Source organism: Massilia sp. TSP1-1-2, assembly GCF_049896185.1.
Taxonomy (GTDB): Bacteria; Pseudomonadota; Gammaproteobacteria; order Burkholderiales; family Burkholderiaceae_D; genus Telluria_A.
Genome location: NZ_JAFCTU010000011.1, coordinates 93,444 through 119,438 on the forward strand (window position 1 = coordinate 93,444; position 25,995 = coordinate 119,438).

At 63.0% G+C, this 25,995-nt stretch carries 27 protein-coding genes; 8 read left to right on the forward strand and 19 right to left on the reverse strand.

The genetic code is table 11. The features are described 5' to 3' along the window. The first annotated feature begins 100 nt into the window (after positions 1-100). From ACP7BV_RS11760 to ACP7BV_RS11790, 7 genes are all read left to right on the forward strand, one after another. Positions 101-967 carry a prepilin peptidase gene (locus tag ACP7BV_RS11760; RefSeq protein WP_426104005.1) on the forward strand — a complete coding sequence of 289 codons (867 nt, stop codon included), beginning with the start codon at positions 101-103 and terminating at the stop codon, positions 965-967. A gap of 14 nt (positions 968-981) precedes the next feature. Continuing rightward, the gene (coaE, locus tag ACP7BV_RS11765; RefSeq protein ID WP_426104006.1) at positions 982-1,626 is read left to right on the forward strand and encodes a dephospho-CoA kinase; all 645 of its coding nucleotides are present in this window, start codon (positions 982-984) and stop codon (positions 1,624-1,626) included. A gap of 64 nt (positions 1,627-1,690) precedes the next feature. Next, positions 1,691-2,446 (forward strand): cell division protein ZapD, encoded by a 756-nt coding sequence (gene zapD / locus ACP7BV_RS11770; RefSeq protein ID WP_426104007.1) that lies wholly within the window; start codon positions 1,691-1,693, stop codon positions 2,444-2,446. Positions 2,447-2,464: 18 nt separating this feature from the next. Further along, positions 2,465-2,647: a DNA gyrase inhibitor YacG gene (gene yacG / locus ACP7BV_RS11775; protein ID WP_426104008.1), complete on the forward strand. Its 183-nt coding sequence runs from the start codon at positions 2,465-2,467 to the stop codon at positions 2,645-2,647. Between the two features lie 139 nt (positions 2,648-2,786). Continuing rightward, positions 2,787-3,212 carry a hypothetical protein gene (locus tag ACP7BV_RS11780; protein ID WP_426104009.1) on the forward strand — a complete coding sequence of 142 codons (426 nt, stop codon included), beginning with the start codon at positions 2,787-2,789 and terminating at the stop codon, positions 3,210-3,212. Continuing rightward, positions 3,206-3,544 (forward strand): TonB family protein, encoded by a 339-nt coding sequence (locus ACP7BV_RS11785; RefSeq protein ID WP_426104010.1) that lies wholly within the window; start codon positions 3,206-3,208, stop codon positions 3,542-3,544. Before ACP7BV_RS11780 ends, ACP7BV_RS11785 begins: the two co-directional genes overlap by 7 nt. A gap of 163 nt (positions 3,545-3,707) precedes the next feature. Then, positions 3,708-4,808, forward strand: coding sequence for a sensor histidine kinase (locus ACP7BV_RS11790; protein ID WP_426104011.1), 1,101 nt, complete (start codon positions 3,708-3,710; stop codon positions 4,806-4,808). On the opposite strand, the gene ACP7BV_RS11795 is transcribed toward ACP7BV_RS11790, so the two are convergent. From ACP7BV_RS11795 to secA, 7 genes are all read right to left on the reverse strand, one after another. Next, a complete protein-coding gene (locus ACP7BV_RS11795) occupies positions 4,805-6,055 on the reverse strand; it encodes a D-amino acid dehydrogenase (protein ID WP_426104012.1) in 1,251 nt (416 codons plus the stop codon). The two genes, ACP7BV_RS11790 and ACP7BV_RS11795, sit on opposite strands and share 4 nt — an antisense overlap. 212 nt (positions 6,056-6,267) lie before the next feature. Then, the gene (locus ACP7BV_RS11800; protein ID WP_426104013.1) at positions 6,268-6,678 is read right to left on the reverse strand and encodes an NUDIX domain-containing protein; all 411 of its coding nucleotides are present in this window, start codon (positions 6,676-6,678) and stop codon (positions 6,268-6,270) included. After that, entirely contained in the window at positions 6,675-7,562 is an 888-nt protein-coding gene (locus tag ACP7BV_RS11805) for an ATP-binding protein (protein WP_426104014.1), read from the reverse strand. The genes ACP7BV_RS11800 and ACP7BV_RS11805 overlap by 4 nt, the downstream gene beginning before the upstream one ends. A gap of 9 nt (positions 7,563-7,571) precedes the next feature. Continuing rightward, on the reverse strand, positions 7,572-8,810 hold the full coding sequence (gene argJ, locus ACP7BV_RS11810) for a bifunctional glutamate N-acetyltransferase/amino-acid acetyltransferase ArgJ (RefSeq protein ID WP_426104015.1): 1,239 nt from the start codon (positions 8,808-8,810) through the stop codon (positions 7,572-7,574). Between the two features lie 74 nt (positions 8,811-8,884). Then, on the reverse strand, positions 8,885-9,145 hold the full coding sequence (locus ACP7BV_RS11815) for a hypothetical protein (RefSeq protein WP_426104016.1): 261 nt from the start codon (positions 9,143-9,145) through the stop codon (positions 8,885-8,887). Positions 9,146-9,236: 91 nt separating this feature from the next. Then, the gene (locus ACP7BV_RS11820; protein ID WP_426104017.1) at positions 9,237-9,503 is read right to left on the reverse strand and encodes a hypothetical protein; all 267 of its coding nucleotides are present in this window, start codon (positions 9,501-9,503) and stop codon (positions 9,237-9,239) included. 535 nt (positions 9,504-10,038) lie between these two features. Next, positions 10,039-12,798 carry a preprotein translocase subunit SecA gene (secA, locus tag ACP7BV_RS11825; RefSeq protein WP_426104018.1) on the reverse strand — a complete coding sequence of 920 codons (2,760 nt, stop codon included), beginning with the start codon at positions 12,796-12,798 and terminating at the stop codon, positions 10,039-10,041. Between the two features lie 273 nt (positions 12,799-13,071). On the opposite strand from secA, the gene ACP7BV_RS11830 reads away from it, so the two are divergent. Further along, positions 13,072-13,536: a DciA family protein gene (locus ACP7BV_RS11830; RefSeq protein ID WP_426104019.1), complete on the forward strand. Its 465-nt coding sequence runs from the start codon at positions 13,072-13,074 to the stop codon at positions 13,534-13,536. A gap of 48 nt (positions 13,537-13,584) precedes the next feature. Here the strand turns inward: ACP7BV_RS11830 and lpxC are convergent, their stop codons facing one another. The 12 genes from lpxC to murD form a co-directional block, all read right to left on the reverse strand. Further along, positions 13,585-14,520, reverse strand: coding sequence for a UDP-3-O-acyl-N-acetylglucosamine deacetylase (gene lpxC, locus ACP7BV_RS11835; protein ID WP_426104020.1), 936 nt, complete (start codon positions 14,518-14,520; stop codon positions 13,585-13,587). A 44-nt stretch (positions 14,521-14,564) separates the two neighbouring features. Then, the gene (locus tag ACP7BV_RS11840; RefSeq protein ID WP_426104111.1) at positions 14,565-15,407 is read right to left on the reverse strand and encodes a DMT family transporter; all 843 of its coding nucleotides are present in this window, start codon (positions 15,405-15,407) and stop codon (positions 14,565-14,567) included. Between the two features lie 35 nt (positions 15,408-15,442). Then, positions 15,443-15,610 (reverse strand): hypothetical protein, encoded by a 168-nt coding sequence (locus ACP7BV_RS11845; protein ID WP_426104021.1) that lies wholly within the window; start codon positions 15,608-15,610, stop codon positions 15,443-15,445. An 84-nt stretch (positions 15,611-15,694) separates the two neighbouring features. Beyond that, positions 15,695-16,201, reverse strand: a complete 507-nt coding sequence (locus ACP7BV_RS11850; RefSeq protein WP_426104022.1) for a peroxiredoxin — start codon at positions 16,199-16,201, stop codon at positions 15,695-15,697. A gap of 151 nt (positions 16,202-16,352) precedes the next feature. Beyond that, positions 16,353-17,561 carry a cell division protein FtsZ gene (gene ftsZ / locus ACP7BV_RS11855; protein WP_426104023.1) on the reverse strand — a complete coding sequence of 403 codons (1,209 nt, stop codon included), beginning with the start codon at positions 17,559-17,561 and terminating at the stop codon, positions 16,353-16,355. A 123-nt stretch (positions 17,562-17,684) separates the two neighbouring features. After that, positions 17,685-18,917 (reverse strand): cell division protein FtsA, encoded by a 1,233-nt coding sequence (gene ftsA, locus ACP7BV_RS11860; RefSeq protein ID WP_426104024.1) that lies wholly within the window; start codon positions 18,915-18,917, stop codon positions 17,685-17,687. An 11-nt stretch (positions 18,918-18,928) separates the two neighbouring features. Next, positions 18,929-19,765 (reverse strand): cell division protein FtsQ/DivIB, encoded by an 837-nt coding sequence (locus tag ACP7BV_RS11865; protein WP_426104025.1) that lies wholly within the window; start codon positions 19,763-19,765, stop codon positions 18,929-18,931. Between the two features lie 7 nt (positions 19,766-19,772). Then, on the reverse strand, positions 19,773-20,759 hold the full coding sequence (locus ACP7BV_RS11870) for a D-alanine--D-alanine ligase (protein ID WP_426104026.1): 987 nt from the start codon (positions 20,757-20,759) through the stop codon (positions 19,773-19,775). Then, on the reverse strand, positions 20,756-22,147 hold the full coding sequence (gene murC / locus ACP7BV_RS11875) for a UDP-N-acetylmuramate--L-alanine ligase (protein ID WP_426104027.1): 1,392 nt from the start codon (positions 22,145-22,147) through the stop codon (positions 20,756-20,758). Before murC ends, ACP7BV_RS11870 begins: the two co-directional genes overlap by 4 nt. Then, entirely contained in the window at positions 22,144-23,253 is a 1,110-nt protein-coding gene (gene murG / locus ACP7BV_RS11880) for an undecaprenyldiphospho-muramoylpentapeptide beta-N-acetylglucosaminyltransferase (protein ID WP_426104028.1), read from the reverse strand. The genes murC and murG overlap by 4 nt, the downstream gene beginning before the upstream one ends. Further along, positions 23,250-24,461: a putative lipid II flippase FtsW gene (gene ftsW / locus ACP7BV_RS11885; protein ID WP_426104029.1), complete on the reverse strand. Its 1,212-nt coding sequence runs from the start codon at positions 24,459-24,461 to the stop codon at positions 23,250-23,252. Before ftsW ends, murG begins: the two co-directional genes overlap by 4 nt. Further along, a complete protein-coding gene (gene murD / locus ACP7BV_RS11890) occupies positions 24,461-25,993 on the reverse strand; it encodes a UDP-N-acetylmuramoyl-L-alanine--D-glutamate ligase (RefSeq protein ID WP_426104030.1) in 1,533 nt (510 codons plus the stop codon). The genes ftsW and murD overlap by 1 nt, the downstream gene beginning before the upstream one ends. Between the last annotated feature and the right edge of the window lie 2 nt (positions 25,994-25,995).

The window sequence follows — 25,995 nt, forward strand, 5'->3', positions numbered from 1 at the left end:
CCCGGTGGTCTGACCCCAATGTCGGCATGGCGGCGCAACGCCGCCATGCCGCCCCGCGCGGGCGGCAGCGCCACCGGCTAACCCTGATTCCCTGGAAACTATGCAAGAATTTCTTTTCGCCGCCCCCGGCGCGCTTGGTCCGACGCTGGTCGCCGCCGTGCTCGGGCTGCTGCTGGGCAGTTTTCTCAATGTCGTGATCTACCGCATGCCCAAGATGATGCAGCGCGAATTCGACAACGCCTGCGCCGACAACTGCGGCAAGCAACCGGTCCACACCGACACCTTCAACCTGTCGGTGCCGCGCTCGGCCTGTCCTTGCTGCGGGCACAAGATCAGCGCGCTGGAAAACATTCCCGTCATCAGCTACCTGGCACTGCGCGGCAAGTGCCGTGGCTGCAAGGCGCGCATATCGCCGCGCTACCCCATCATCGAAGCGATTGCCGGCGCGCTGTCGGCGCTGATGATCTGGACTTTCGGCAGCGGCTGGGGCGGCATGGCGGCAATGGCCTTCGTGCTGCTGCTGCTGGCGATGACGTTCATCGACCTGGACACCATGTTCCTGCCCGACGACCTGACCTATCCGCTGCTGTGGCTGGGCCTGCTCATCAACCTGAACGGCACCTTTACGCCGCTGCGCGACGCCGTCATCGGCGCCGTCGCCGGCTACATGGCGCTGTGGAGCGTGAACATGCTGTATAAACTGGTCAGGAAGCGCGACGGCATGGGCGGGGGCGACCTCAAGCTGCTGGCCGGACTGGGCGCATGGATGGGCTGGCAAATGCTGCCGGCGATCATCCTGCTGTCGTCGGCAGTGGGCGCGCTGGTGGGCATTGCCATGATCGTGTTTCGCAACCACGGGCGCGAGCAGCCGATTCCTTTCGGCCCCTACCTCACCGGCGCCGGCTTGCTGGCCATGCTGTACGGGCCCGAAATCACGAGCACGATGCAACGCTTCTTGCAGCCTTGAATACGGACCATCGCATGCCAGCAACGCCACCCCGGTTTGCCGTCGGCCTGACCGGCGGCATCGGCTGCGGCAAGACCACGGTGGCCAATATGTTTGCCGCGCTGGGCGCCACGTTGGTCGACACCGACGAGATCGCACACGCGCTGACCGCGCCCGGCGGCGCCGCAATGCCGGCGCTGACCGACGCCTTCGGCGCCGCCTTTGCCACGCCCGACGGCGCCATGGACCGCGCGCGCATGCGTTCGCTGGTGTTTTCCGACCCCGCCGCCAAAGCGCGCCTGGAAGCGATCCTGCATCCGCGCATCCGCGACGCCGCGCTGGCCGCCGCCGCGCGCGCCAGCGGCAGTTACGTCATGTATGTGGTGCCGCTGCTGATCGAGTCCGGCACCTGGCGCGCGCGCGTGGCGCGGGTGCTGGCGATCGACTGCCCGGAAGCGGTGCAGGTGGCGCGCGTAATGGCCCGCAATGGCTTGACCGAAGAGCAAGTGCGCGCCATCATGGCCACGCAGGTGACGCGCGCCGAACGCCTGGCGGGCGCTGACGACGTCATTACAAATGACGGGGCGATCAATACGCTGGAGCCCCAAATCGCCCTGTTACACGCCCAATACCTGGTTTTTTCCGAGAGATTGTCCCGATTGCCAAGCGAGCGTTTGTAATTTTGTCTCTGTTGGTTCAGAATCACGAGATTGTCTGTCGGCCAAACCATAAAGGGATGTCATTTTGATCGTCTACGAATACCCTTTCAACGAGCGCATTCGCACGTTGTTGCGGCTGGAAGACCTGTACGAAAAATTCAAGTTCTTTGTTCACCAAGAACACGCCATGCAACACCACGTTGCGCTGTCCACGATTTTCGACATGCTCGAGGTGGCCGGGCGCGCCGACCTCAAATCCGACCTGCTCCAGGAACTGGAGCGTCAAAAGCAAAGCCTGCTGAGCTACCGCTCCAATCCCAACGTGGCCGCCGAGATGCTCGACGCGGTCCTGGCCGAACTGGAAACGGTCAGCAGCGCGCTGGTCGCAGCCCAAGGCAAGACGGGCCAGAACGTGCGCGACAACGAGTGGCTGATGAGCATCCGGGGGCGCACCATCATTCCCGGCGGCGCCTGCGAATTCGACCTGCCCTCGTACTACGCCTGGCAAAAGCGCCCGGCCGAGCAGCGCTTCAACGACATCGTCACCTGGTTCGCTCCGCTCGCGCCCCTGTTCGACGCGCTCGCGCTGGTATTGCGCCTGCTGCGCGACTCCGGCGGTCCGGTTAAAATGATCGCCGTTGCGGGAAGCTATCAGCAGATGCTGCAAGGCAAGGTCTACCAGATGCTGCGCCTGACCCTCGACGAGACGAGCGGCGCCATTCCCGAAATTTCTGCAAACAAATATATGTTGTGGGTTCGCTTCACGACCCAGGGCGGCGACCTGAAACCGAAGCCGCTGGAAGATGACGTACCGTTCGAACTCACGCTGTGCAACTTTTAATGCTGTGAGGTCACCGCCATGCCCGTAGTTAGCTGTCCTACCTGTGCCAAAAAAGTCGAATGGTCCGAGGCCAACAAGTACCGCCCCTTCTGCTCGGAACGCTGCAAGCAGATCGACCTGGGCGCCTGGGCCGAGGAAAAATACACGATACCGGGCGCGCCCGCCCACGATGAGGTGTTGCCCGACCAGGACAATCACTGAGCCGTCGCGCCCTGCGCCGGTGTTGTTGCACGTTCGTGCTGATGCTCGACGCGCCGCGCCCCGGCGTCAACAATACGGACGATGTGCTGACGGACTTGAAGAAAATAATTGACAGCGGCAAGCTGGAAAAGAGCGGAACATGAAAACATCCTCCACCCTTCTCGCCGGCGCCGCGCTCGCGCTGCTGTCAGCCTGTTCCGGCCTGCAGCTCCACCCGTCGTCGCCGAGCGACGTCACCGTGCATTTTGTCGGCATTGGCGGGCACACGCAGTTCTGCACCGCCGACGGGCGCTACGCCACCGAAGAATTCAAGGACAACGGCTATCGCTCCATCAAGTTGCCAGTTGGTAAGCTGATCACCTTGTGGAGCAGCATGTCCTTCGCCGGTTACAACGTCACGAGCTCCTGCGCACCCGCGCTCGCGTTCATACCGGTCGAGGGCAAGCAATACGTCGTCAACGCCGGCCTGGTCAACGGCAAATGCTTCATCGAGATGGTGCGCGAAGACGCGAGCGTGGAGAGCGGCGTCGTATTTGACACCAGCGTGCAAAAACCGTCATGCTGATGCGCGGTGCGGTGCGGCCGGCTGCATGGCGCGCACTGACCGCGTTGACGGCCTTGACCGGATTGACCGCAATGGCCGGAGCCCACGCCGGCACACTGCCGGGCGCGGCCTGCGACGCGCCCCTGCATTCACCCCAGGCCAGGCGCTACGAGCTGCAGGGAACAACAGTGCTGTCGATGAGCGTGCTAGCCGCTGGCAAGCCCGCCGATGTCGAGGTGGCGCGCAGCAGCGGCTGGAAAATGCTCGACGCCGATACCGTCAAGCTGGCCGCCACCTGCCCAAACTCCCGCGTTCGAGACGGTGCGGGCATCGATTCGCAAAAGCGTCGTTGACAGCGCCGCACCGCTCATGGCCCCCGGGGCACACTGAAGAGCGCGCCTTGATGCGCGTCGCATTCGCCTTCTCTGGCATAATTGCCATACGAGATCAGGAGAACGCCGTGGGCATGCACACTTGGGGGAAGCCTTGAGGCTGGACCGCTTTATTCGCGAACGCATGGAAGACATTTTGTGCGAGTGGGAAGCGTTCGCCAAGACCATCGCTCCCGCCGGGGGCAACATGAGCAACCTGGCGCTGCGCGACCATGCCAAGCAAATCCTGACCGCCATCGCGCTCGACATCGAGACCGAGCAAAATCCGCAGGAACAAATCGACAAGTCGCAGGGTCTGGCGCTAGATGCCGCGCATGGCCAGAGCGCCGCCTCGATCCACGGCGCGCTGCGCCACGCGAGCGACTTTTCGCTGGTGCAGCTGTCGGGCGAATTTCGCGCCCTGCGCGCCACCGTGCTGCGCCTGTGGCTGCCCCAGATCCAGAACATGACAGAGGCCGTCGGCGACCAGATGGTGCGCTTTAACGAAGCGATCGACCAGGCGCTGGCCGAATCGGTCGTCACGTATTCGGCGCGCGCCGACCATGTGCGCGAACTGTTCCTGGCCATTCTCGGGCACGACCTGCGCGCCCCGCTGTCGAGCATGGCCAGCGCCGGCGAACTGCTCACGCACGCGCGCTTTGACGTCCAGCAGGCACCGGACGTGGGCAGGCGCGTCAAGCGCGGCGCGCGCCTGATGAGCAGCATGGTCGAAGACCTGATCGGCTATACCCGCACCCAGCTTGGGGCCGGCATGCCGACCGTGAAGCACGACGCCGACGTCAAAGACATCTGCCAGGCGGCCATTGAAGACGCCGGCGCGACCCATCCCGACACAGCGTTTGAACTGGAAACCGAGGGCCACCTGACGGGCCACTTCGACAGCGTGCGCCTGCACCAGCTGTTTACCAACCTGCTGGTCAATGCGGCCCAGTACGGCGGCAACGAGGTGCCGGTGCGCATGGTCGCGCGCGCCAGTCCCGAGCACATCATGGTCGATGTCGTCAACGCCGGGCCGGTGATTCCCGCCGAATCGCTGGAAACGATTTTCAGCCCGCTGCTGCAGCTGCCCGGCGTGGCCGAAGACGCGCGCCCGCGCACCAGTCTGGGCCTGGGCCTGTTTGTCGCGCGCGAAATCGCGCTGGCGCACGGCGGCGGCATCAGCGCCACCTCCGATGCAACCGGCACGGTGTTTACCGTGTCGCTGCCGCGCCTGCCGCTGGCCTAATAGCGCGCCATCGACAAGCCTTCCAGGCTGATGTCGGGCTCGCGGCCCGATACGATATCGGCCAGTACCCGCGCCGACCCGCACGACATGGTCCAGCCGAGCGTACCGTGGCCGGTATTGAGAAACAGGTTCGCATACGGCGTGGCGCCGATCACCGGCGTGCCGTCAGGCGTCATCGGCCGTAGCCCGCACCAGAAAATCGCCTTTGTCAGATCGCCCCCGTGCGGAAACAGGTCGGTCACCGCGCGCACCAGCGGCGCGCGACGTTCTTCGCGCAGGCGCATGTCGTAGCCGGCCAGTTCGGCCGTGCCGCCGACCCGGATCCGCTCACCCAGACGCGTGATACCGACCTTGAAGGTCTCGTCCATGACGGTGGACTCGGGCGCGCCTGCGGGGTCGGCCAGCGGCATCGTGATCGAATAGCCCTTGACCGGATAGACCGGGATCGTTAAGCCTAAAGGACGCAGCAGCAGCGGCGAATAGCTGCCCATCGCCATGACAAAGGCGTCAGCCTTCAGTTCACCCTCAGAGGTGACGACACCACTGATGCGGGCGCCGTCGGCAGTGAGGCTGCGGATTTCCACCCCGTTGCGGAACTTGACGCCCTTTTTGGCCGCCAGCACCGCCAGCGCCTGGGTGAACTTGAAGCAGTCGCCCGTTTCGTCGCCCGGCAGGCGCAAGCCGCCCAGGATGCGGCCGCGCACCAGCGCCAGCGCCGGCTCCACTTGCTCGCACCCGGCCACGTCGAGCAGCGCATGCGGCACGCCATAGCGCTCGAGCACAGCGATGTCGTGGGCCGCATCGTCAACCTGGCGCTGGTTGCGAAACAATTGCAGCGTGCCCTTGCTGCGCTCGTCGTAGGCGATGCCGGTATCCTTGCGTAGCGCGACCAGGCAATCGCGGCTGTACTCGGCCAGGCGCACCATGCGCGCCTTGTTGATCTCGTAACGCTGGAGGTTGCAGTTGGCCAGCATCTGCGCCATCCAGCGCCACATGGCAAGGTCCAGCGTGGGGCGCACCACCAGCGGGCTGTCGCGCATGAAGAGCCACTGCAGGGCGCGCAGCGGGATGCCGGGAGCGGCCCAAGGGGCAGCCAGGCCGGGCGAGATTTCGCCGGCGTTGGCAAAGCTCGTTTCCAGGCCAGCGCCAGATTGGCGTTCGATGACCGTCACGTCATGGCCGGCCCGGGTGAGGAAGTAGGCGGAAGTGGTGCCGATCACGCCACTGCCGAGGATGATGATTTTCACGCGGGGTCCTTTGAGTATTGAATTGAGCCGCGGGCACGCATGGCGCAATGCGCTGCGCTTTTAGCGCCCTACGGGCAGCGCGGAACGGAGGGCAGTGTGAAACGTTGGGCGGTGTGAAACGTAGGGCGCAAAAGCGCAGCGCATTGCGCCATGAGTCGCCGGGAACGCAGGACGCAAGATCGCAGCGCATCGCGCCACGCGTCGCCCCGAACTCAAGCCCCGTAGCGCACCATATCAAGCCACGCCAGCAACGGTATCGTCGCCGGCAACAGCGGCGCCACGCCCACCGTCCCTTGCCACGCGAGCGCTTGCCCTTCCAGGCTTTGCGGCTCGCCCTCCCACTCGCGGCTGATATAAAAATGCAGGCGCACATGCGCGTGTTCGTATACGTGCTCCACGCCGCACCATGGACTGGCGCTCAGGATATGAACGCCAAGCTCCTCGACAAATTCGCGCTTGAGCGCCTCGAGTATGGTTTCACCGGTTTCGACTTTCCCGCCCGGGAATTCCCAATAGCCGTGGTACGGCTTTCCGGCGGGACGCTGGCCGAGCAGCACATCGCCGTTCGGCTTCATCAGGATGCCGACCGCGACGTCGATCGGCGGCAACTTGGTCTCGCTCATGCGCCCTGCTTGCCCGCGTAATCCTTGGCGAACTGCCAGGCCACGCGGCCCGAACGCGAACCGCGCGCCAGCGCCCAGCGCAACGCGTCGCCGCGCGCGGCCTCGACCTGCTGCGCGTCGCAGCCGAAGTGACCCAGCCAGTGCGCGGCGATGTCGAGGTAGTCGTCCTGCTTGAACGGGTAGAACGAGAGCCACAGGCCGAAGCGCTCGGACAGCGAAATTTTTTCCTCGACCGTTTCGCCCGGATGCAAATCGCCGTCGCCGTCGCTCCGGTAGCTGGCGTTGTCGCTCATCCGCTCGGGCAGCAGGTGGCGCCGGTTCGACGTGGCGTAGATGATGACGTTGTCGGACTGGGTGGCAATCGAGCCGTCCAGCGCCACCTTGAGGGCCTTGTAGCCGCTCTCGCCTTCTTCAAACGACAGGTCGTCGCAGAAGATGACGAAGCGTTCGGGCCGCCCGGCCACGAGATCGACGATGTCGGGCAGGTCGGCCAGGTCAGCCTTGTCGACTTCAATCAAGCGCAGGCCCGCGCCGGCAAACTGGTTCAGGCAGGCCTTGATCAGCGACGATTTGCCAGTGCCGCGCGCGCCCGTCAACAGCACGTTGTTGGCGGGAAGGCCCTGCACGAACTGGCGCGTATTCTGTTCGATCTGCTGCTTTTGCACGCCGATCTGGTGCAGGTCCGACAGCGCAATGCTGGCCGCATGCATCACCGGCTGCAGGTAGCTTGCCCCGCCGCCAATCCCGCCGCCGGCTCGCTTGCGCCAGCGGAAAGCGGTGCTGCGGCGCCAGTCCGGCTCGCGCGGAAAGGCCGGCGGCAACACTGCCTCAACGCGCGCCAGGAGCGCCTCGGCGCGCAACATCAATTGCTCAAGTGGCGTCATGGCGCCAGATCAGGAACGGTAGTCGGCGTTGATCGTCACGTACTCGTGCGACAGGTCGCAGGTCCAGACGGTGGCGCTGTGGCTACCGCGGCCAAGCTTGACGCGCACCGTGATTTCGCTTTGCTTCATCACGCGCTGGCCGTCCGCTTCCTGGTAGTGGGGATTGCGCCCGCCGTTCTTGGCGACCAGGACGTCGTCGAGGTACATGTCAAGCTTGGTGACGTCGAGATCATCGACGCCGGCGTAGCCGATGGCGGCCAGGATGCGGCCCAGGTTCGGGTCGGAGGCGAAGAACGCGGTCTTGACCAGCGGCGAGTGGGCGATCGAATAGGCGATTTTGCGGCACTCTTCGACCGAATTGCCCTCGTCGACGGAAATGGTGATGAACTTGGTGGCGCCTTCGCCGTCGCGGATGATCTGCTGGGCCAGGTTGCGCGCGATGTCGGTAACCGCCGCTTTCAGTTCGGCGTATTCGCTCGAATCGGTGTTGGCAATGGCCAGGCTGCCGGTGCCGGTGGCAATCAGCATGAAGGAATCGTTGGTTGAGGTGTCGCCGTCGATCGTGATGCAGTTGAACGAATGGTCGGCCGCGTGCTTGACCAGTTCATCGAGCACCGGTTGCGCGACCTTGGCGTCGATGGCCAGGTAACCGAGCATGGTTGCCATGTTCGGCTTGATCATGCCTGCGCCCTTGCTGATGCCCGTCATGGTCACGCTGTGGCCGCAAATGTCGACCGTGCGCGACGCCGCTTTGGGCTGGGTATCGGTGGTCATGATCGCTTCGGCCGCGTTGAACCAGTTGTCAAGCTTCAGGTTCGAGATGGCTGCGGGCAGGCCGGCGACGAGCTTTTCCAGCGGCAGCGGCTCGAGGATCACGCCAGTTGAAAACGGCAGGATCTGCTGGGCCTCGCAACCGAGCAGGCGCGCCAGCGCGTCGCAGGTGGCGTGCGCGTTGGCCAGGCCCGTTTCGCCGGTGCCGGCGTTGGCGTTGCCGGTGTTGACCACCAGTGCGCGAATCGGCTTGCCGCCGTCGGCCGCCGCAGCCAGGTTGGACTTGCTGACCTGGACCGGGGCGGCGCAAAAACGGTTGGTGGTGAAGACGCCGGCCACGGTGGCCGTGTCGGCCAGCTTCATGACCAGCACATCCTTGCGATTGGGCTTCTTGATGCCGGCTTCGGCAAAGCCGATTTCAATCCCGTTGACGGGTTGCAGATCGGCGGCGACGGGAAGGGGGGAATTGACGGCCATGATGAGCTCTCTAGCGTAAGAATGCGGAGCCGCTATTGTACCGCCTGTCAGAAAAGTGTGATGTTCCCGGCAAGTTAGCCCGATGCCTGAAGCCGCGCCAGCAGCGGGGCGGGCTGGGCGGCGGTAAATTGGGTGCAGGCCGTGCCGGTCCAGGAGGTGCCGGCCGGGCAAACGCACAGCTTGCCTTCGAGGTGGCTGCCCACCGGGCACTGCTGCTGCTTTTGCGTGTCGATGCGCGGCAACGGGCGTGGCTCAAAGCGCGGCGGCAGCACCGCCCACCACAAGGACACGATCAGCCCGATAGAAACAACGATGGCGGCGTGAAGCGACTTCATGCTGTTCTCCCGGAAATGGCTAATAAGCGAGAATTACACCGCGCTCCCGGACCACGGTTGCGAATGCTCAACGATTAGCCTTCCGGAAAACTTAGCGGCGCTGGCGCAAGTCGACGGTGGTGACGTGCCGGGTCTCCGGCCCTTCGGGGCCGAGTGCGCAGGTGCCGTTGGTCCAGTTGCTGCCTTTGGGACACATGCACAGCTTGCCTTCCAGGGCAGTGCCGGGCGGGCACTGGAGCTGTTTGCTGACCTCCAGCGGTAAGCCGATCACGGGCAAGTCGCGCGGCGGCATCACCGCCCAGCCCAGCGCAACAATCAAGCCGATCGAGACGATGACGATAGTTCGGAGCGTTTTCATGGGGTACCTCAAGTGCGTGATGACACGGTTGAGAATTGCACCGGGCTCGACAGGATGATTTGCGAACGATCAATGGAAGGGCAGAGCTGGATGGTCGACGAAGTTTCATGTTTGGGGACGCGAACACTAAAAACTACATCGTCCTCGCGGGGACCCATATAACAGTCCAACTGAGCGTGGTTCCATGGGTCGCCGGGTTCGAGGGTGTTGCAAAACGCATCAGGACCAATTGGTTCCCCAAAAACTGTAACATGTGGGAGCCCGAAAACCTAAGCAACATCGTCCTCGCGCACGCGGGGACCTATAGAACGGATGCCAATCATTCCTTTCAAATCATATCGTTATAGGAACCGGATCGATTCAAGGGGAACGTGACTCGTCAGTTCTATGGGTCCCCGCGTGCGCGAGGACGATGTGACTGTGCTGCGCAGTTGCGCAGTTGCGCATTTTCAGCCGGCTTTGCACCTGGCACCATCTGGCCACGAAAAAAAAGGCGGAACTCGCGTTCCGCCTTTTTTCGCGTAAAGCCGCTGCCTTAAGCGAGCTTGCCGTGGCAAGCCTTGAACTTCTTGCCGCTGCCGCAAGGGCATGGATCGTTGCGGCCAACCTTCGGTGCGTAGTCTTCCTCCACCGACTGGCGCGCCATGCCGGCGCCGGGCGCGAGCAACTCTTCGGGCGCGGCATCGGGATTGAAGTCCGCGTGCTGGTAGCTGACGTTCTCGACGTGCAATTGCTGCATGGCCGCTTCGGCCGCGTCGATCTCCTCGCGCGACTGGATCCGCACCAGCATGATCTGCTTGCTCACTTCGTTCTTGATCATGTCGAGCATGGAGCCGAACAACTCGAACGCTTCGCGCTTGTATTCCTGCTTCGGATTTTTTTGCGCGTAGCCGCGCAGGTGGATACCCTGGCGCAGATGGTCGAGCGCGGCCAGGTGCTCGCGCCAGTGGCTGTCGACGCTTTGCAGCATGACGTTGCGCTCGAAGCCGCCGAACGCTTCCTTGCCGACGATCTCGATCTTGCTGTTGTACGAGGCGTCCGCCGCCGTCGTGACCTTCGCGACGATATCGTCGTCGGTCAGGCTGGCGTCGGCGGCCAGCATGGCCGCGAGCGGCACGTCGAGCTGCCATTCGTCGGCCAGCACTTTTTGCAGGCCCGCGATATCCCATTGTTCTTCGACCGATTCTGGCGGCACGAAGGCGCGCACGGTATCGTGGAACACGCCGGCGCGCAGCGACGCGATCAGCTCCGAAATATCGGTCGTCTCAAGCAGTTCGTTACGCTGGGTGTAGATCACCTTGCGCTGGTCGTTGGCGACGTCGTCGTACTCGAGCAGCTGCTTGCGAATGTCGAAGTTGCGCGCTTCCACCTTGCGCTGGGCCGACTCGATCGAGCGCGAGACGATGCCCGCTTCGATCGGCTCGCCCTCAGGCATCTTGAGGCGGTCCATGATGGCGCGCACGCGGTCGCCCGCGAAGATGCGCAGCAGCGCGTCGTCGAGCGAGAGGTAAAAGCGCGACGAACCCGGGTCGCCCTGGCGCCCCGAACGGCCACGCAACTGGTTGTCTACCCGGCGCGATTCGTGGCGCTCGGTGCCCACGATGTGCAGCCCGCCCGCGCCGACCACGTGTTCGTTGAGCGACTTCCACTCAGAACGCAGCTTTTCAGCTTGCGCTGCCTTGTCGGCGTCCGATAAATCCGGATTGGCTTCCACCAGCTGGATTTGTTTTTCGACATTGCCGCCCAGGACAATGTCGGTACCGCGACCGGCCATGTTGGTGGCGATGGTGATCATCTTCGGGCGGCCCGCCTGCGCGATGATTTCCGCTTCGCGCGCGTGCTGCTTGGCGTTCAGGACGTTGTGTTCGAGGCTGGCCTTGGTCAGGATGTCCGACAGCATCTCGGAGTTTTCAATCGAGGTTGTACCGACCAGCACCGGCTGGCCGCGCTCGTAGCAGTCGCGAATGTCGATCAGCATGGCGTTGTACTTCTCGGCCGACGACTTGTACACCTGGTCCTGGCGGTCTTTGCGCTGGGATGGACGGTTGGGCGGAATCACGACGGTCTCGAGGCCGTAGATTTCCTGGAATTCGTAAGCTTCGGTGTCGGCGGTACCGGTCATGCCGGACAGCTTGGTGTACATGCGGAAGTAGTTCTGGAACGTGATCGACGCGAGCGTCTGGTTCTCGTTCTGGATGCGCACGCCTTCTTTTGCTTCAACCGCCTGGTGCAGGCCGTCGGACCAGCGGCGACCGGTCATCAGGCGGCCGGTGAATTCGTCGACGATGACGACTTCATTATTCTGCACCACGTAATGCGTGTCCTTGGAATACAGCGCGTGAGCGCGCAAGGCAGCATACAGATGGTGGATCAGCGTGATGTTGGCGGCGTCATACAGCGAGGCGCCTTCGGGTAGCAGGCCCATCTTGGTGAGGATCGCTTCGGCGTTCTCGTGGCCGGCTTCGGTCAGCAGCACGGTGTGCGCTTTTTCATCCTTGGTGTAGTCGCCAGGGACCGAAATGACGCCCTTGCCGTCCGGCGTTTCTTCGCCGATCTGCATGGTCAGCATGCCGGGCAGTTCATTGATCTTGTGGTACAGATCGGTATGGCTCTCGGCCTGGCCTGAAATGATCAAGGGCGTACGGGCTTCATCGATCAGGATCGAGTCGACTTCATCGACGACGGCAAAGCTCAGCGTGCGCTGGACGCGCTCGCTCGCCTCGTAGACCATGTTGTCGCGCAGGTAGTCGAAACCGAATTCATTGTTGGTGCCGTAGGTGATGTCAGCGGCATACGCGGCCTGCTTGACGTCGTGATCCATCTGCGACAGGTTCACGCCGGTAGTGAGGCCCAGCCAGCTGTACAGGCGGCCCATCCACTCGGCGTCGCGCTGCGCCAGGTAATCGTTGACGGTAATGACGTGCACGCCCTTGCCGGACAGCGCATTGAGGTAGGTCGGCAGCGTTGCCATCAGCGTCTTACCCTCGCCCGTGCCCATTTCGGCGATCTTGCCGTAATGAAGGACCATGCCGCCGATCATCTGCACATCGAAATGGCGCATCTTGAGCACGCGCCGCGCAGCTTCGCGGCAGACCGCAAAAGCTTCCGGCAGCAGGGCGTCAAGCGTTTCGCCTTTGGCGATGCGCGCCTTGAATTCCGGCGTCTTGGCCTGGAGCTGGGCATCGGTCAATTTTTCGATCTGCGGCTCGAGAGCACTGATCTCACGTACCGTTTTTTGGTATTGCTTGAGCAGCCGCTGGTTGCGGCTACCGAAAATCTGGGTCAGTAATGACATGCTTGAATTCTTGAAAAAAACGCCGCAAAAAGAAGTCGCGATGGTATCAAAAAGATATCGCCGTGCGACCGACTATGGCAAAAAGACTGTGATTTTATCATGCGAACCATGCCCAAATGGGGATATCGCGTCCGATAACAAGTGGACATGGTTTCAAGTTTTGTTAAACAGCGCCGTTTACGCGCGCGCCTGCAGGCCACCAGACTGACCCTGCCGCTCTTGCCTGTGATAACCTGTCGCCCTCACGCAATAACTTCTTCAAGCCAATTCCGCATGCACATCTACGGCACAAAAACGCGCAAAACCTCACTGGAGGTCACGGCGTTTCTGCGTCAAAACGACAAGATGGCGGCATTGTTGCCAACCGCCATGCGCATGGCCAGCCTGCAAACCGATTGCGCCGAGGCGCTGCCGCCCATGTTTTCCAATTGCGACGTGCTCTCTTTCGAGCAAGCGCAGCTGGTGCTGGCGACGCCCAGTTCGGCGGTGGCGGCCAAGCTGAAGCAGCAGTTGCCCAAGCTGCAGACGGCGCTGCACCATAAGGGCTGGAAGATCGACGGCATCAAGCTTAAGGTGCAGGTCACGCGCAGCATCGCGCCCGTGGTGCACACGCGCCAGCTGGTGCTGCCGCAAACGGCAATCAGTGCCTTTGACGAATTGGGCGATACCCTGGCCCCCACGAGCCAGAATGCCGGCCTGATCGCGGCGCTAAAGGCGATGGCGGCGCGCCGGCGCTAGGCGCGACACGCGACACGCGACACCCCTCACTTCAAACCGGCGCTGGCGTTAAGTAAGCGCCCATTCACGGGCCATCTGCGCCACGTACGACGGCGGCGCACTGCCTGGCTTGGCAAACGAGACGATTTCGTAGCTGGCCGGATCCTTGAGCAACTCCAGCAGCAACAGGTTGTTCAAGCCGTGGCCCGACTTGTGCGCGTGGTAGCTGGCCAGCAGCGGATGGCCCACCAAATACAGGTCGCCAATGGCGTCAAGGATTTTATGGCGCACGAATTCGTCTTCGTAGCGCAAGCCATCCGAATTGAGAATGCGGTATTCGTCCATGACGATCGCGTTTTCAAGCGAGCCGCCGCGCGCCAGGCCCATGCCGCGCAAGCTTTCCACATCCTGCATGAAGCCGAAGGTGCGGGCGCGCGCCACATCGTGCACGTACGAGACGTCGCCAAAGTCGACCAGCGCGCGCTGGGTGGTCCCGTCCACCGCCGGATGATTGAATTCAATGAAAAAATCGAGCTTGAAGCCTTCATGGGGCGACAGGCGCGCCCACTTTTCATTGTTGCCCGTGCCTTGGCGCACTTCAACGTCTTTCAGCACGCGGATGAATTTTTTGGCCGCTTCCTGTTCCTGCACGCCGGCCTGCTGCAGCAGGTATACGAAGGACGAGGCCGAACCGTCCATGATGGGGATTTCTTCGGCCGAGACGTCCACATACAGGTTGTCGATGCCAAGGCCGGCGCAGGCCGACATCAGGTGTTCGACTGTGGACACGCGCGCGCCGCCGGCGATCAGCACCGAGGCCATGCGGGTGTCGCCGACCACGCCGGCGCTGGCGGGAAACTCCACCACGGGATTGAGGTCGACGCGGCGAAAGACGATGCCGGTGTCCGCTGCTGCAGGGCGCAGCGTCAGTTCGACCTTGGTGCCGGAGTGCAGGCCGACACCGGTCGTGCGCACCTGTTGTTTGAGGGTTCGTTGTTTAAGCATCCGCCGATTATATCGGACTTGAAACCAGGACGCCCCCGGCTCTGCTAAGGATGCTCGGCCGTTGCGTGGTGGTGTTCGTGGCCGATCAGGTACACGCCGCTGGCGATGATGATGGCCGCGCCGAGTAGGGTGAAGCGGTCGGGCAGCGTTTGCCACAGCAGCCAATCCAGGCCCACGCCCCATGCCAGGGCCGAGTATTCGAGCGGCGCAATGCTCGACGCTTCACCCTTGTTGAAGGCTTCCGTAATGGCCAGCTGGCCCAGGAAACCGGTCACTGAAAGGGCGCACAGCAGCAGCATCTCGCTTGAGCGGATCGGCACCCAGCTTGGCGCGGCCAGCGCGCAAGCGCCCACCGACATCAGGATCATCAGCCACAGCACCATGTGTTCGCCGCTGTCGGTGCGCCCGAGGATGCTGCCGGCAATGCTCGAGACGGCATAAAACGCTGCCGCCCCCAGGATCGCCAGGCCGCCCAGCGTCAGCATGCCTTCGCCGGTGGGGCGCAGCACCACGATCACGCCCACCAGGCCCACGCCAATCGCAGTCCAGCGCGCTGCGTTGACGCGCTCTTTCAGGAACACGACGGACAAGGCCGTGATCAGGGCTGGTGCGATGAAAAAGATGGTGTAGGCCTCGGCCAGCGAGAGCTTCTTGAGACCGAAGGCGAACAGCGACAGCATCGCCACACCCAGCACGGCGCGCAGCAGATGCAGCGGCCAGCGCACCTTGAACATGCCACGGAAGGCGCCGCGCCAGCCGATGTAGGCCAGCACCAGCGGCAGCGAGCACAGGGCGCGCAGCGCGGCCACCTGCATGGCGGGGTAATGCACGGTCAGCAGCTTCATGACCGTGTCCATCAGCGAAAAAAGGGCGACCGCCAGCAGCATTGCGTAGATGCTGCGCAGATTGCCGCGCCTGCGTGTCACAGAGGCCGTTCCATGAAGAGCGAGAGCGGGGCGCGCTGATACAGGCCGATGGCTTCGGGCTGGCTGATGCCGGTGTCGAGTTTCAGGCCGGCGAGACCGGCTGCGGTGGCGTTCAGCAGGGCGATGATGTCGGGCTGGTTGGGGGATTCTTGGATGATGATCATGACTGGGGGGCGCGACATTGGAGAAGCAGTGGCCCAAATCCACGTCGTCCCCGCCTGCGCGAGGACCACGTGGTGTCGGGGTACTTACGCCAGCTGCTTGAGCATGGTCTCGGCGTTCGATACTTCAAAGCCGCCGCCCTGCTCCACGTTCAACTGCTTGACAACGCCGTCTTCCACCAGCATCGAGTAGCGCTGCGAGCGCGTGCCCATGCCGAACTTGGAAAAATCAGCATCCAGGCCCAGCGCCTTGCTGTAGGCGGCGTTACCGTCGGCCATCATGCGCACGATGCCGGTCGACTTCTGGTCGCGGCCCCAGGCGCCCATGACGAATGCGTCATTGACCGAGATGCACCAGATTTCATCGACGCCGGCCGCCTTGAATTGTTCGGCGTGCTTGACGTAGCCTGGCACGTGCTGCGCCGAGCAGGTCGGCGTGTAGGCGCCTGGCAGGCCGAAGATGGCGATCTTCTTGCCCTTGGCGATATCGGCCACCTGAAAGTTGTTCGGGCCGAGCGAGCAGCCGGCGGTTTCGGTTTCTACGAATTCTGAAAGGGTGCCTTCGGGAAGGTGATCGCCGATTTTGATAGTCATGGGAGGCTCCTGAGTGGGGAAGTTTATCGGACGAATAGTATGCCTGAAGCTTGACGTTCTTGCACCGGACGGAAAAATTGCGCTACCGCGCCTCCACGCGACGTAAAAAAACCGGGGCAAGCCCCGGTTCTTGTTTTACCAAGCAAACTGATTAGTCAGCCTGCTTGCGCAGGAATGCCGGAATGTCGTAGGTCTCAACGCCATTCCTCTGCATCGCCTGCACCTGCTCGGATGCCTGCTCGCGGCGCCACACGGCCGGCTGCTTCATGCCATCGATGCCATTTCCAAGACCGGAGGCCGCGCCCATCGTCACGCCCTGCGATGCAACACCGCCCGCGCCGGACGCCATCATCGGCCCGTTGTGGGTACCCGTGCGCAGCATCGGCGTTTGCACCAGCTGCATCGCCTTCTTGGCTTTGCCCAGGCCGGTGGCCACCACCGTCACGCGGATGTCGTCGCCCATGCTGTCGTCGTACGCGATACCTTGCGCGATCGATGCATCGGGCGCGGCGAATGCGCGCACTGCAGCCATGACTTCCTTAATCTCCTTACCCTTCAGGCCACGGCTTGCGGTCACGTTGACCAGCACGCCGCGCGCGCCCGACAGGTCGATCCCATCGAGCAGCGGCGAAGCGACTGCCTGCTCGGCGGCGATACGCGCGCGGTCCACGCCGGACGCCGTCGCGGTGCCCATCATGGCCTTGCCCTGCTCGCCCATGATGGTTTTCACGTCATTGAAGTCGACGTTGATGTGACCGGGCACATTGATGATCTCGGCGATACCGGCAACGGCGTTGTTGAGCACATCGTCGGCATGCTTCATCCAGTCGATCATGCTTTCGTCTTCGTAGATCTCTTCCAGTTTTTCGTTCAGGATGATGATCAATGAGTCGACGTGCTGCGACAGTTCCTCAAGGCCGCTCTCGGCGATGTCCATGCACTTCTGGCCTTCGTACGAGAACGGCTTGGAAACCACGGCCACCGTCAGCGCGCCCATCGACTTGGCGATTTCAGCAACGATGGGTGCGGCGCCGGTACCGGTGCCGCCGCCCATGCCCGCTGCAATAAAGACCATGTGCGCGCCGCGCAATGCGTCTTCGATGCGCCCGCGCGACTCTTCGGCCAGGGCGCGCCCGACGGTCGGCTTCATGCCGGCGCCCAGGCCCGACTCGCCGATCTGGATGATGTTGTGCGCGGACGAGACGGCCAGCGCCTGCGCATCCGTGTTCGCTGCAATAAACTCAACGCCGGACACGCCTTTGTTGATCATGTGCTGTACCGCGTTGCCGCCTGCTCCGCCGACGCCGACGACTTTGATGACGGTACCGAGTGCTGCGTTATCGACCATATCAAACTCCATGATGTAACTCCTAATCAAAGTGCGGTTTCCAAGCGCCAGGACTCATAGTCATATGAAACCTGGAGATTGAAAACTGCGGGGTGAATATTAATAAAAATTGGATTCTCTTCCACTGCAAGAGACTTAAAAATTCCCTAAAAACCATTCCTTCATACGCTGCCACACCGCCTTCACCGAGCCGTCCTGCCGTGTCACGATGTGGCCCCGCAAATACTGTTTTTTTGCTTCCAGCAACAGGCCGAGCACAGTGGCATAGCGCGGACTGCGTACAACGTCGGCCAGCTGGCCGCGGTAATCCGGCGTGCCAAGGCGCGCCGGCTTCAAAAATATGTCTTCCGCCATTTCGACCATGCCCGGCATGATCGCAGTGCCGCCGGTGAGCACGATGCCCGACGAGAGCACGCCCTCGTAGCCGGACTCGCGCACGACCTGGTGCACCATCGCAAAAAGCTCTTCCACGCGCGGCTCGATGACAGCAGCGAGCGCCTGGCGCGACAAATTGCGCGGACCGCGGTCGCCCAGGCCCGGCACTTCGAGCGACTCGTGCGGGTCGGCCAGCACCTGCTTGGCCACGCCGTAGCGGATCTTGATTTCTTCGGCTTCCGAAGTCGGCGTGCGCAGCGCCATCGCAATGTCATTGGTGATCTGGTCGCCGGCGATCGGAATAACCGCCGTATGGCGGATCGCGCCGTCCGAAAACACGGCGATGTCGGTGGTGCCCCCGCCAATGTCGATCAAGACCACGCCCAGTTCCTTTTCGTCGGCCGTCAGCACCGCGTCGGCCGAGGCCATCGGCTGCAAGATCAGGTCCGACACTTCCAGGCCGCAGCGGCGCACGCACTTGACGATGTTTTGCACCGCCGACACCGCGCCGGTGACGATGTGCACGCGCACTTCAAGGCGGATGCCGCTCATGCCGATCGGCTCGCGCACGTCTTCCTGGCTGTCGACGATGAATTCCTGCGGCACCGTATGCAGCAACTGCTGGTCGGTCGGGATGTTGACGGCCTTGGCAGTTTCGATCACGCGCGCCACGTCGGTGCTGGTCACTTCCTTGTCCTTGATGGCGACCATGCCGCTCGAATTGAACGAGCGGATATGGCTGCCGGCGATGCCTGCGTAGACATTGCGGATCTTGCAGTCGGCCATCAGCTCGGCTTCTTCGAGCGCGCGCTGGATCGACTCGACGGTCGCCTCGATATTGACGACGACGCCTTTTTTCAGGCCCCTCGATTCATGCTGACCGAGTCCGATCACTTCGTGGCGTCCGTCGGACATCACTTCGGCCACCACCGCCACCACTTTCGAGGTGCCGATATCGAGGCCGACGATCAGATTTTTCGCGTCTTTTGTCATTTTGCTGTCGCCTACCGTAACTTTGTTTTAACGCGGGTTGATTTGATTACTTTTTTCACTGTGGCGCTCTTGCTCACGCCAACAGGCTTGCTTGCATCCTGCGGAATCGTCAGGCCGGCGGAACTGAGCGCCAGGCCATTCGGGTACCGCATGTCGATCGTCTGGATCCCGTCCGGCAGCAGCGCCGCCAGTTGGGGATAAATATTCACCAGCCGGTCCACCCTCTTCTTCAACGTCGTCTTGTCCTGCTCGCGCCCCAGCGCCACGCTCATCCCGTTATCAAGCATGACGGTCCACGCATAGCGACTCGACAAGCTCAATTTGCCAGGCGCCAGGTGCAGCGGCGCAAACCACGCCCGCAATTCTGCAAACCGCGCCAGCACTTCCTTTTCGCTGCCCTCCGGCCCATCGAGCGCCGGCAGTTCGCGATCCTCGTCCGCCTCGGCCAAATTAGCGGTAAACACATCGCCCTTGACCGACAACAGGCGCCCATCTTCGCCCCAGGTGCCGAGCGCCTCGTGCTCGTCAACTTCCACAATCAACTGGTCTGGCCATTCGCGCCGCACGGTTGCCTTGCGTACCCACGGCACCGATTCAAACGCGACCCGCACCTGCTCCAGATTGGCCGTGAAAAAATTTCCCTTGATGCGACCGACCACGCCGTTACGCAAGGTCAGCTTGTTCACGTGCTGCAACTCCCTGCCGAACATGCTCTCGACCGTCACTGCGCGCAGCGTAAACATCGGGCGCTGCGAGACCCACCACACGCCTGAGCCAATGAAGGCCAGAACCACCGCGGCCACCAGGGCGCTGGCGATTGCATTCAATGCTCGGACGTCATGCCACATCAGTTACTCATTCCTTGGTCAGCTTGCTCGGTTTGGTCAACTTTAAACGCGCGGAAGCGACGATCTCCACGCACAAATCTTCGTAGCTCATGCCGGTCGCGCGCGCCGCCATCGGCACCAGCGAATGACCCGTCATGCCGGGCGATGTGTTGACCTCGATCAGGAAAGGCTTGTTGTCGCGCTCGCGCAGCAGGATGTCGACCCGGCCCCAGCCCTCGCAGTCGAGGGCGCGGAACGCTTCCACGGCCAGGCGCCCCATTTCGGCGTTGGTGGCGGCGTCAAGCACGGCCGGGCAAAAATACTCGGTGTCGTCGTTGAAGTACTTGTTCTGGTAATCGTAGTTGCCATCGGGAGCGACGATCTCAACGATCGGCAGCGCGCGCGCGTTGACACCACGGCCCAAAACGGCGACGGTAAATTCGCGTCCGGTGACAAATTCCTCGGCCAGCACAATGTCGTCAAAGCCCGCTGCCAGTTCATAGGCCGCTTTCAGTTCGTCCGCTGCGCGCACCTTGGTAATGCCGATGGTCGAGCCTTCGTGCGGCGGCTTGACGATCAGCGGCAGGCCCAGGTCGGCCACCACGGCAGCCAAGTCGGTCGTCTCTGTCAGCGAAGCGTAGCGCGGCGTTGGCAAGCCTTTCATCAGCCAGATCATCTTGGTGTAGATCTTGTCCATGCCGATCGCGCAGGCCATGACGCCGCTGCCGGTGTATGGAATGTTGAGCTGCTCGAGCGCACCTTGCAAGCTGCCGTCTTCGCCAAAGCGCCCGTGCAGCGCAATGAACACGCGGTCAAACTTTTCAGCGGCCAGTTCGGCAATGCTGCGCTGCCCCGGATCGAAGGCATGCGCGTCAACGCCCTTGGACTGCAAGGCGGCCAGCACGCCGCTGCCGGACATGATCGACACATCGCGCTCGGCTGAACGCCCGCCAAACAGCACGCCGACCTTGCCCAGTGCTTTCACATCGATGGTTGGAAATGCGCTCACGTTCAAGCCTCCGTAAAAGAAGTCAGTTTGGCCGGCACGCCGCTGATCGAGCCGGCGCCCATGGTAATGACGACGTCGCCGTCCTGCACCAGGTCCATGATGGTGGCCGGCATGTCGGCAATGGCTTCGACAAAAATAGGTTCGACCTTGCCGTTCACGCGCAGCGCATGCGCCAGCGAACGGCCGTCGGCCGCGCGCACCGGCGCTTCGCCGGCGGCGTAGACTTCGGCCAGCACCAGCACGTCGGCTTTGCCGAGCACTTTGACGAAGTCCTCGAACAGGTCGCGCGTGCGGCTGTAGCGGTGCGGCTGGAAAGCGAGCACCAGGCGACGGCCCGGGTACGCGGCGCGCGCGGCGGCCAGCGTGACTTCGGTCTCGATCGGGTGGTGGCCAAAGTCGTCGACCAGCGTAAAGGCGCCGCCCTTGGCAATGGCGATGTCGCCGTAGCGCGTAAAGCGGCGGCCCACGCCCGAAAACTGCTCAAGGCCTTGCTGGGTGGCGCTGTCCTCGACCCCGATTTCGCGCGCAATGGCAATTGCCGAGCAGGCGTTTTGCACATTGTGCAGGCCGGGCTGGTTGAGCACGAAGTCGGTGTCCGAATAGCCGTCCTGGATCACGGTGAAATGCATCTGCAGGCCGATGGCGCGCGCATTGACGGCGCGCACTTCGGCTTCTGCGGAAAAACCGTAGGTCGTGATCGGCTTGGTGACATGCGGGATGATGGCGCGCACATGCTCGTCGTCGATGCACAGCATCACCCGGCCATAAAACGGCAGGCGGTGCGTGAAGTGGACAAAAGCCTGCTTGAGCTTTTCGAAATCGTGCTCATAGGTTTCCATGTGATCGGCATCGATGTTGGTGATGACTTCGATCATTGGGGACAGGTTCAGGAACGACGCGTCCGATTCGTCCGCTTCGGCCACGATGTAGTCGCCCGTGCCCAGCTTGGCGTTGGCGCCGGCGCTGGTCAGACGTCCGCCGATGACGAAAGTCGGATCGAGCCCGCCTTGCGCCAGCACCGACGCCACCAGGCTGGTGGTGGTGGTCTTGCCATGTGTGCCGGCGATGGCGATGCCGCGTTTAAGGCGCATCAATTCACCGAGCATGATCGCGCGCGGCACGATAGGCGTTTTGTGGGCGCGCGCGGCCACCACTTCCGGATTGTCATCCTTGACCGCAGTCGAAGTGACCACGACATCGGCGCCGTCGACGTTGGCGGCCGCGTGGCCAAGCAATACGCGCGCGCCCAGGCTTTCGAGGCGCTGGGTGGCGGCATTGCTGCCCAAGTCCGAGCCGGACACGGTGTAGCCCAGGTTGACCAGCACTTCGGCAATGCCGCTCATGCCGCTGCCGCCGATGCCGACGAAATGGATATTCTTGATTTTATGTTTCATGTCTTGGTTTCAGTCTTATTCAACGATCCTGCCGGCGATCCCGCCAATACTTCGAGTACTGCTGCAATTGCTTCATTGGCGTTGCGCTTGCCCACGGCCAGTGCCGCCTCGGCCATGTCCAGACAGGTGGCGCGCTCGAGCGACGCCAGCAGCGTGGCCATGCTGGCCGCGCTCAATTCACCTTGCGGCACGTGGATGGCCGCCTTTTGCGATGCCATCCAGGTGGCGTTGTCGCGCTGGTGGCTGGTGGTGGTGGCCACGAACGGCACCAGCACGCTGGCCACGCCGGCGGCGGTCAGTTCCGACACGGTGATGGCGCCCGCGCGGCAGATCACCAGATCCGCCTTGGCATAGGCTGCGGCCATGTCGTCGATGAAGTCCACCACGTCCGCCGCGACGCTGGCCTCGGCGTACGACGCGCGCAACGCATCGATGTTTTTTTTGCCCGACTGGTGCGTGACGTGCGGGCGCGCAGCTCGCGGCAGCAGCGCCAGCGCGGCGGGAATGCTGTCGTTGAGGATCTTGGCGCCCAGGCTGCCGCCCACCACCAGGATGCGCAGCGCGCCAGTGCGCCCTTCAAAACGCGCACGCGGCGGCGCCATGTCCAGGATTTCCTGGCGCACAGGATTGCCGGTGACCATGGCCTTGCCGGCGGCGCGGCCAAAATCTGCCGGAAATCCGAACAGCACGCGCTGCGCCAGCGGCGTGAGAGTTTTGTTTGACAGCAGCAGCGCGGCGTCGGCGTTGACCAGCACCAGCGGCACGCGGCGCAGGCGCGCCATCATCCCGCCCGGCACGCAGACATAACCGCCCATGCCCAGCACTACATCCGGCTTGCGCTGGCGCAGGTAGCGCAGGCAGGTGACAAAACTGGCAGTCAGCTTGAAGGCGCCCCGCAAGGTATGTTGCAAGCCTTTGCCGCGCATGCCCTGGAAGTCGATGGTGTCGATCGCGATGCCCGCTTTGGGCACCAGATCCTGCTCCATGCCGTGGGCGGTACCTAGCCAGCTGACTTCCCAGCCGCGCGCCTGCATGGTGCGCGCAATCGCAATGCCCGGAAAAATATGCCCGCCGGTTCCGGCCGCCATGATCATCAGTCGCTTCATGCGCGCCCTCCCCGCATCAGGACGCGGTTTTCATAATCGATGCGCAGCAAGATCGCCAGACCGACGCAATTGAACAGTACTCCGGAGCCGCCATAGCTCATCAAGGGCAGCGTCAAGCCCTTGGTCGGCAGCAGGCCCAGGTTGACACCCATGTTGATAAAGGTCTGCACACCGATCCAGATGCCGATGCCCTTGGCCGCCAGGCCGGCGAACACCTGGTCAATCGCGATGGCTTGGCGCCCGATGTCGAAAGCGCGCTTGACGAGCCAGTAGAACAGGGCGATGACGACCAGCACGCCGGCCAGGCCCAGTTCTTCACCGATCACGGCCATGATGAAGTCGGTGTGCGCTTCCGGCAGGTAGTGCAGCTTTTCGACGCTGGCGCCCAGGCCCACGCCAAAAAATTCGCCGCGGCCAAAAGCGATCAGCGAATGTGTCAGCTGATAGGCCTTGTCGAGCGAATTGGCTTCGTCCCAAGGGTTCAGGTAAGCGAACATGCGCGCGCGCCGAAACGGCGAGAGCCAGATGATCATTCCGAATATCACCCCGAGAAGACCCGTAATGCCGCCGAACCAGATGATATTGATCCCGCCCAGGAACAGGATGCCCATGGCGATGCAGACGATCACGCCAAAGGCGCCCAAGTCCGGTTCGAGCAGCAGCATCAGGCCCACCAGGCCGATCGCGCCGGCCATGGGCAAAAAGCCCTTGGTCAGCTTGTGCATGTATTCCTGCTTGCGCACGGTGTAATCGGCCGCGTACAGGACGGCGGCGATCTTCATGATCTCGGACGGCTGCAGCTTGAACACGATCAGGTTGAGCCAGCGCGTGGCGCCGTTGACCGATACGCCCACGCCCGGCACCAGCACCAGGGCCAGCAGGACCAGGGAGCCGACAAACATCATCGACGAATATTTTTGCCATACCTCGATGCGGATGCGGAAGACAAACAGGCCGGCCAGCACCGAAATCCCGATGAACATGGCTTGCTTTTGCAGGAAATAGACGTGCTTGTAGTTGGCGTATTTCGGCGAATCGGGCAGCGCGATCGAGGCCGAATAGACCATCACCAGCCCGAACAACATCATGAGCAGCGTGATCCAGACCAGCGGCTGGTCGTATTCCATCATTTTTGAGGCGCGCGCGCGGGAGCTGGTCAAAGCATCCTTTGACGAGCCGCTAAATTTGAATGGAATCTGGAGCGCCATCAGATGTCCTGTCCCTTTGCCAGCGCCAGTTCGCGCACGGCGCCGCAAAACACTTGCGCGCGGTGCGCGTAGTTGGTGAACATGTCCATGCTGGCGCAGGCGGGCGAGAGCAGCACGGCGTCGCCCGTCAAGGCCAGCGACGCGGCCTTTTCGACTGCTTCAGGCAGCGTGGCGCAGTCGAACATGTCGACGCCCGCCTCTTCAATGGCAGCGCGCAGCTTGGGTGCGTCGCGCCCGATCAGCACAATGGCGCGCACGTAGCGCGAGCACGGCTCGGCCAGCGGCGAAAAATCCTGGCCCTTGCCGTCGCCGCCGGCGATCAGCACGATGCGCTGGGTGGTACCCGACTGCCCACCCGACTGCGCTCCGGCAAAAGCCTTGCCCAGGCCGTTCAAGGCGGCCACGGTGGCGCCGACATTGGTGCCCTTGCTGTCGTCGTAGTAGTCGATGCCTTCAATGGCGGCCACCAGCTCCACGCGGTGCGGCTCGCCATGGTAGTCGCGCAGGCCGTGCAGCAGCGGCGCGAACGGCAGGCCGATGGCGCGGCACAGGGCCAGCGCGGCCAGCGCGTTGGCAGCATTATGCAGACCGCGGATGCGCAACGCGTCGGCCGGCATCAGGCGGCTGATCGTGCTTGGCACGACTTCAGGCGCTTCATTTTTCTTGCGCTTCTTTTCGCTTTCCTCGCCGGCGAGCGCCACGGCCAGCCACAGCACGCCGCGCTCGCTTTGCAGGCCGAAGCTTCCGGCGGCATCCGGTTCGTTGGTCCCGAAGGTGACGTTGTTGCCGGTGGCGGACGCCATCTGCATCACAGCCTGGTCGTCGCGATTGAGCACGCGCACCGTATTGGCGCCGAAGATGCGCGCTTTGTCCGCGCCATAGGCAGCCATGTCGCCATGCCAGTCGAGATGGTCCTGCGACAGGTTGAGCACCGTCGCGGCATCGGCTTGCAGGCTGAAGGTTGCGTGCAACTGGAAGCTCGACAGCTCGAGGATCCATGCCTGCGGCAGCGGCTCGCCATCGACCGCGGCGTCCAGCACTTCGCGCAGCACGTCGAGCGCCGCCGGGCTGATATTGCCTGCCACGCGCGTGCGCAAGCCGGCGCGCTCGCACAACAAACCAGTCAGGCTGGTGACGGTGGTCTTGCCATTGGTGCCAGTGATCGCGATGATCTTTGGCGCATAGCCGCGTTCCACCTTGAGCGCGGCGAGCGCCTGGGCGAACAGTTCGATCTCGCTCCAGAGCGGGATGCTGCGTACGCCCGCCTCCGGCCCGATCTCGGCCAGTTCGCGCTCAGGCATCAAGCCCGGGCTGACGGCGACAAAATCGATGGTGTCGAGCAGCGCAATATTGAAGGGCGCGCCGACAAATTCAACACCGGGGACGGCGTCGCGCAACGCTTGCAGGCGCTGCGGCTCTTCACGCGTGTCGGCAACGCGCACGCGCGCGCCGCAGCGGGCCAGCCATTGCGCCATTGCGAGCCCGGTTTCCCCGAGCCCCAGTACCAGTGCGTGTTTGCCGTCGTAGTTCATCG

What these genes read in the sequence shown, in the direction of transcription:
- ACP7BV_RS11760 (WP_426104005.1), top strand. Translation starts at nt 101, where the DNA reads ATGCAAGAATTTCTTTTCGCCGCCCCCGGCGCGCTTGGTCCGACGCTG.
- coaE (WP_426104006.1), top strand. Translation starts at nt 982, where the DNA reads ATGCCAGCAACGCCACCCCGGTTTGCCGTCGGCCTGACCGGCGGCATC.
- yacG (WP_426104008.1), top strand. Translation starts at nt 2,465, where the DNA reads ATGCCCGTAGTTAGCTGTCCTACCTGTGCCAAAAAAGTCGAATGGTCC.
- ACP7BV_RS11780 (WP_426104009.1), top strand. Translation starts at nt 2,787, where the DNA reads ATGAAAACATCCTCCACCCTTCTCGCCGGCGCCGCGCTCGCGCTGCTG.
- ACP7BV_RS11785 (WP_426104010.1), top strand. Translation starts at nt 3,206, where the DNA reads ATGCTGATGCGCGGTGCGGTGCGGCCGGCTGCATGGCGCGCACTGACC.
- ACP7BV_RS11790 (WP_426104011.1), top strand. Translation starts at nt 3,708, where the DNA reads ATGGAAGACATTTTGTGCGAGTGGGAAGCGTTCGCCAAGACCATCGCT.
- ACP7BV_RS11800 (WP_426104013.1), bottom strand. Translation starts at nt 6,678, where the DNA reads ATGAGCGAGACCAAGTTGCCGCCGATCGACGTCGCGGTCGGCATCCTG.
- ACP7BV_RS11805 (WP_426104014.1), bottom strand. Translation starts at nt 7,562, where the DNA reads ATGACGCCACTTGAGCAATTGATGTTGCGCGCCGAGGCGCTCCTGGCG.
- argJ (WP_426104015.1), bottom strand. Translation starts at nt 8,810, where the DNA reads ATGGCCGTCAATTCCCCCCTTCCCGTCGCCGCCGATCTGCAACCCGTC.
- ACP7BV_RS11815 (WP_426104016.1), bottom strand. Translation starts at nt 9,145, where the DNA reads ATGAAGTCGCTTCACGCCGCCATCGTTGTTTCTATCGGGCTGATCGTG.
- ACP7BV_RS11820 (WP_426104017.1), bottom strand. Translation starts at nt 9,503, where the DNA reads ATGAAAACGCTCCGAACTATCGTCATCGTCTCGATCGGCTTGATTGTT.
- secA (WP_426104018.1), bottom strand. Translation starts at nt 12,798, where the DNA reads ATGTCATTACTGACCCAGATTTTCGGTAGCCGCAACCAGCGGCTGCTC.
- ACP7BV_RS11830 (WP_426104019.1), top strand. Translation starts at nt 13,072, where the DNA reads ATGCACATCTACGGCACAAAAACGCGCAAAACCTCACTGGAGGTCACG.
- lpxC (WP_426104020.1), bottom strand. Translation starts at nt 14,520, where the DNA reads ATGCTTAAACAACGAACCCTCAAACAACAGGTGCGCACGACCGGTGTC.
- ACP7BV_RS11840 (WP_426104111.1), bottom strand. Translation starts at nt 15,407, where the DNA reads ATGCTGCTGGCGGTCGCCCTTTTTTCGCTGATGGACACGGTCATGAAG.
- ACP7BV_RS11845 (WP_426104021.1), bottom strand. Translation starts at nt 15,610, where the DNA reads ATGATCATCATCCAAGAATCCCCCAACCAGCCCGACATCATCGCCCTG.
- ACP7BV_RS11850 (WP_426104022.1), bottom strand. Translation starts at nt 16,201, where the DNA reads ATGACTATCAAAATCGGCGATCACCTTCCCGAAGGCACCCTTTCAGAA.
- ftsZ (WP_426104023.1), bottom strand. Translation starts at nt 17,561, where the DNA reads ATGGAGTTTGATATGGTCGATAACGCAGCACTCGGTACCGTCATCAAA.
- ftsA (WP_426104024.1), bottom strand. Translation starts at nt 18,917, where the DNA reads ATGACAAAAGACGCGAAAAATCTGATCGTCGGCCTCGATATCGGCACC.
- ACP7BV_RS11865 (WP_426104025.1), bottom strand. Translation starts at nt 19,765, where the DNA reads ATGTGGCATGACGTCCGAGCATTGAATGCAATCGCCAGCGCCCTGGTG.
- murC (WP_426104027.1), bottom strand. Translation starts at nt 22,147, where the DNA reads ATGAAACATAAAATCAAGAATATCCATTTCGTCGGCATCGGCGGCAGC.
- murG (WP_426104028.1), bottom strand. Translation starts at nt 23,253, where the DNA reads ATGAAGCGACTGATGATCATGGCGGCCGGAACCGGCGGGCATATTTTT.
- ftsW (WP_426104029.1), bottom strand. Translation starts at nt 24,461, where the DNA reads ATGGCGCTCCAGATTCCATTCAAATTTAGCGGCTCGTCAAAGGATGCT.
- murD (WP_426104030.1), bottom strand. Translation starts at nt 25,993, where the DNA reads ATGAACTACGACGGCAAACACGCACTGGTACTGGGGCTCGGGGAAACC.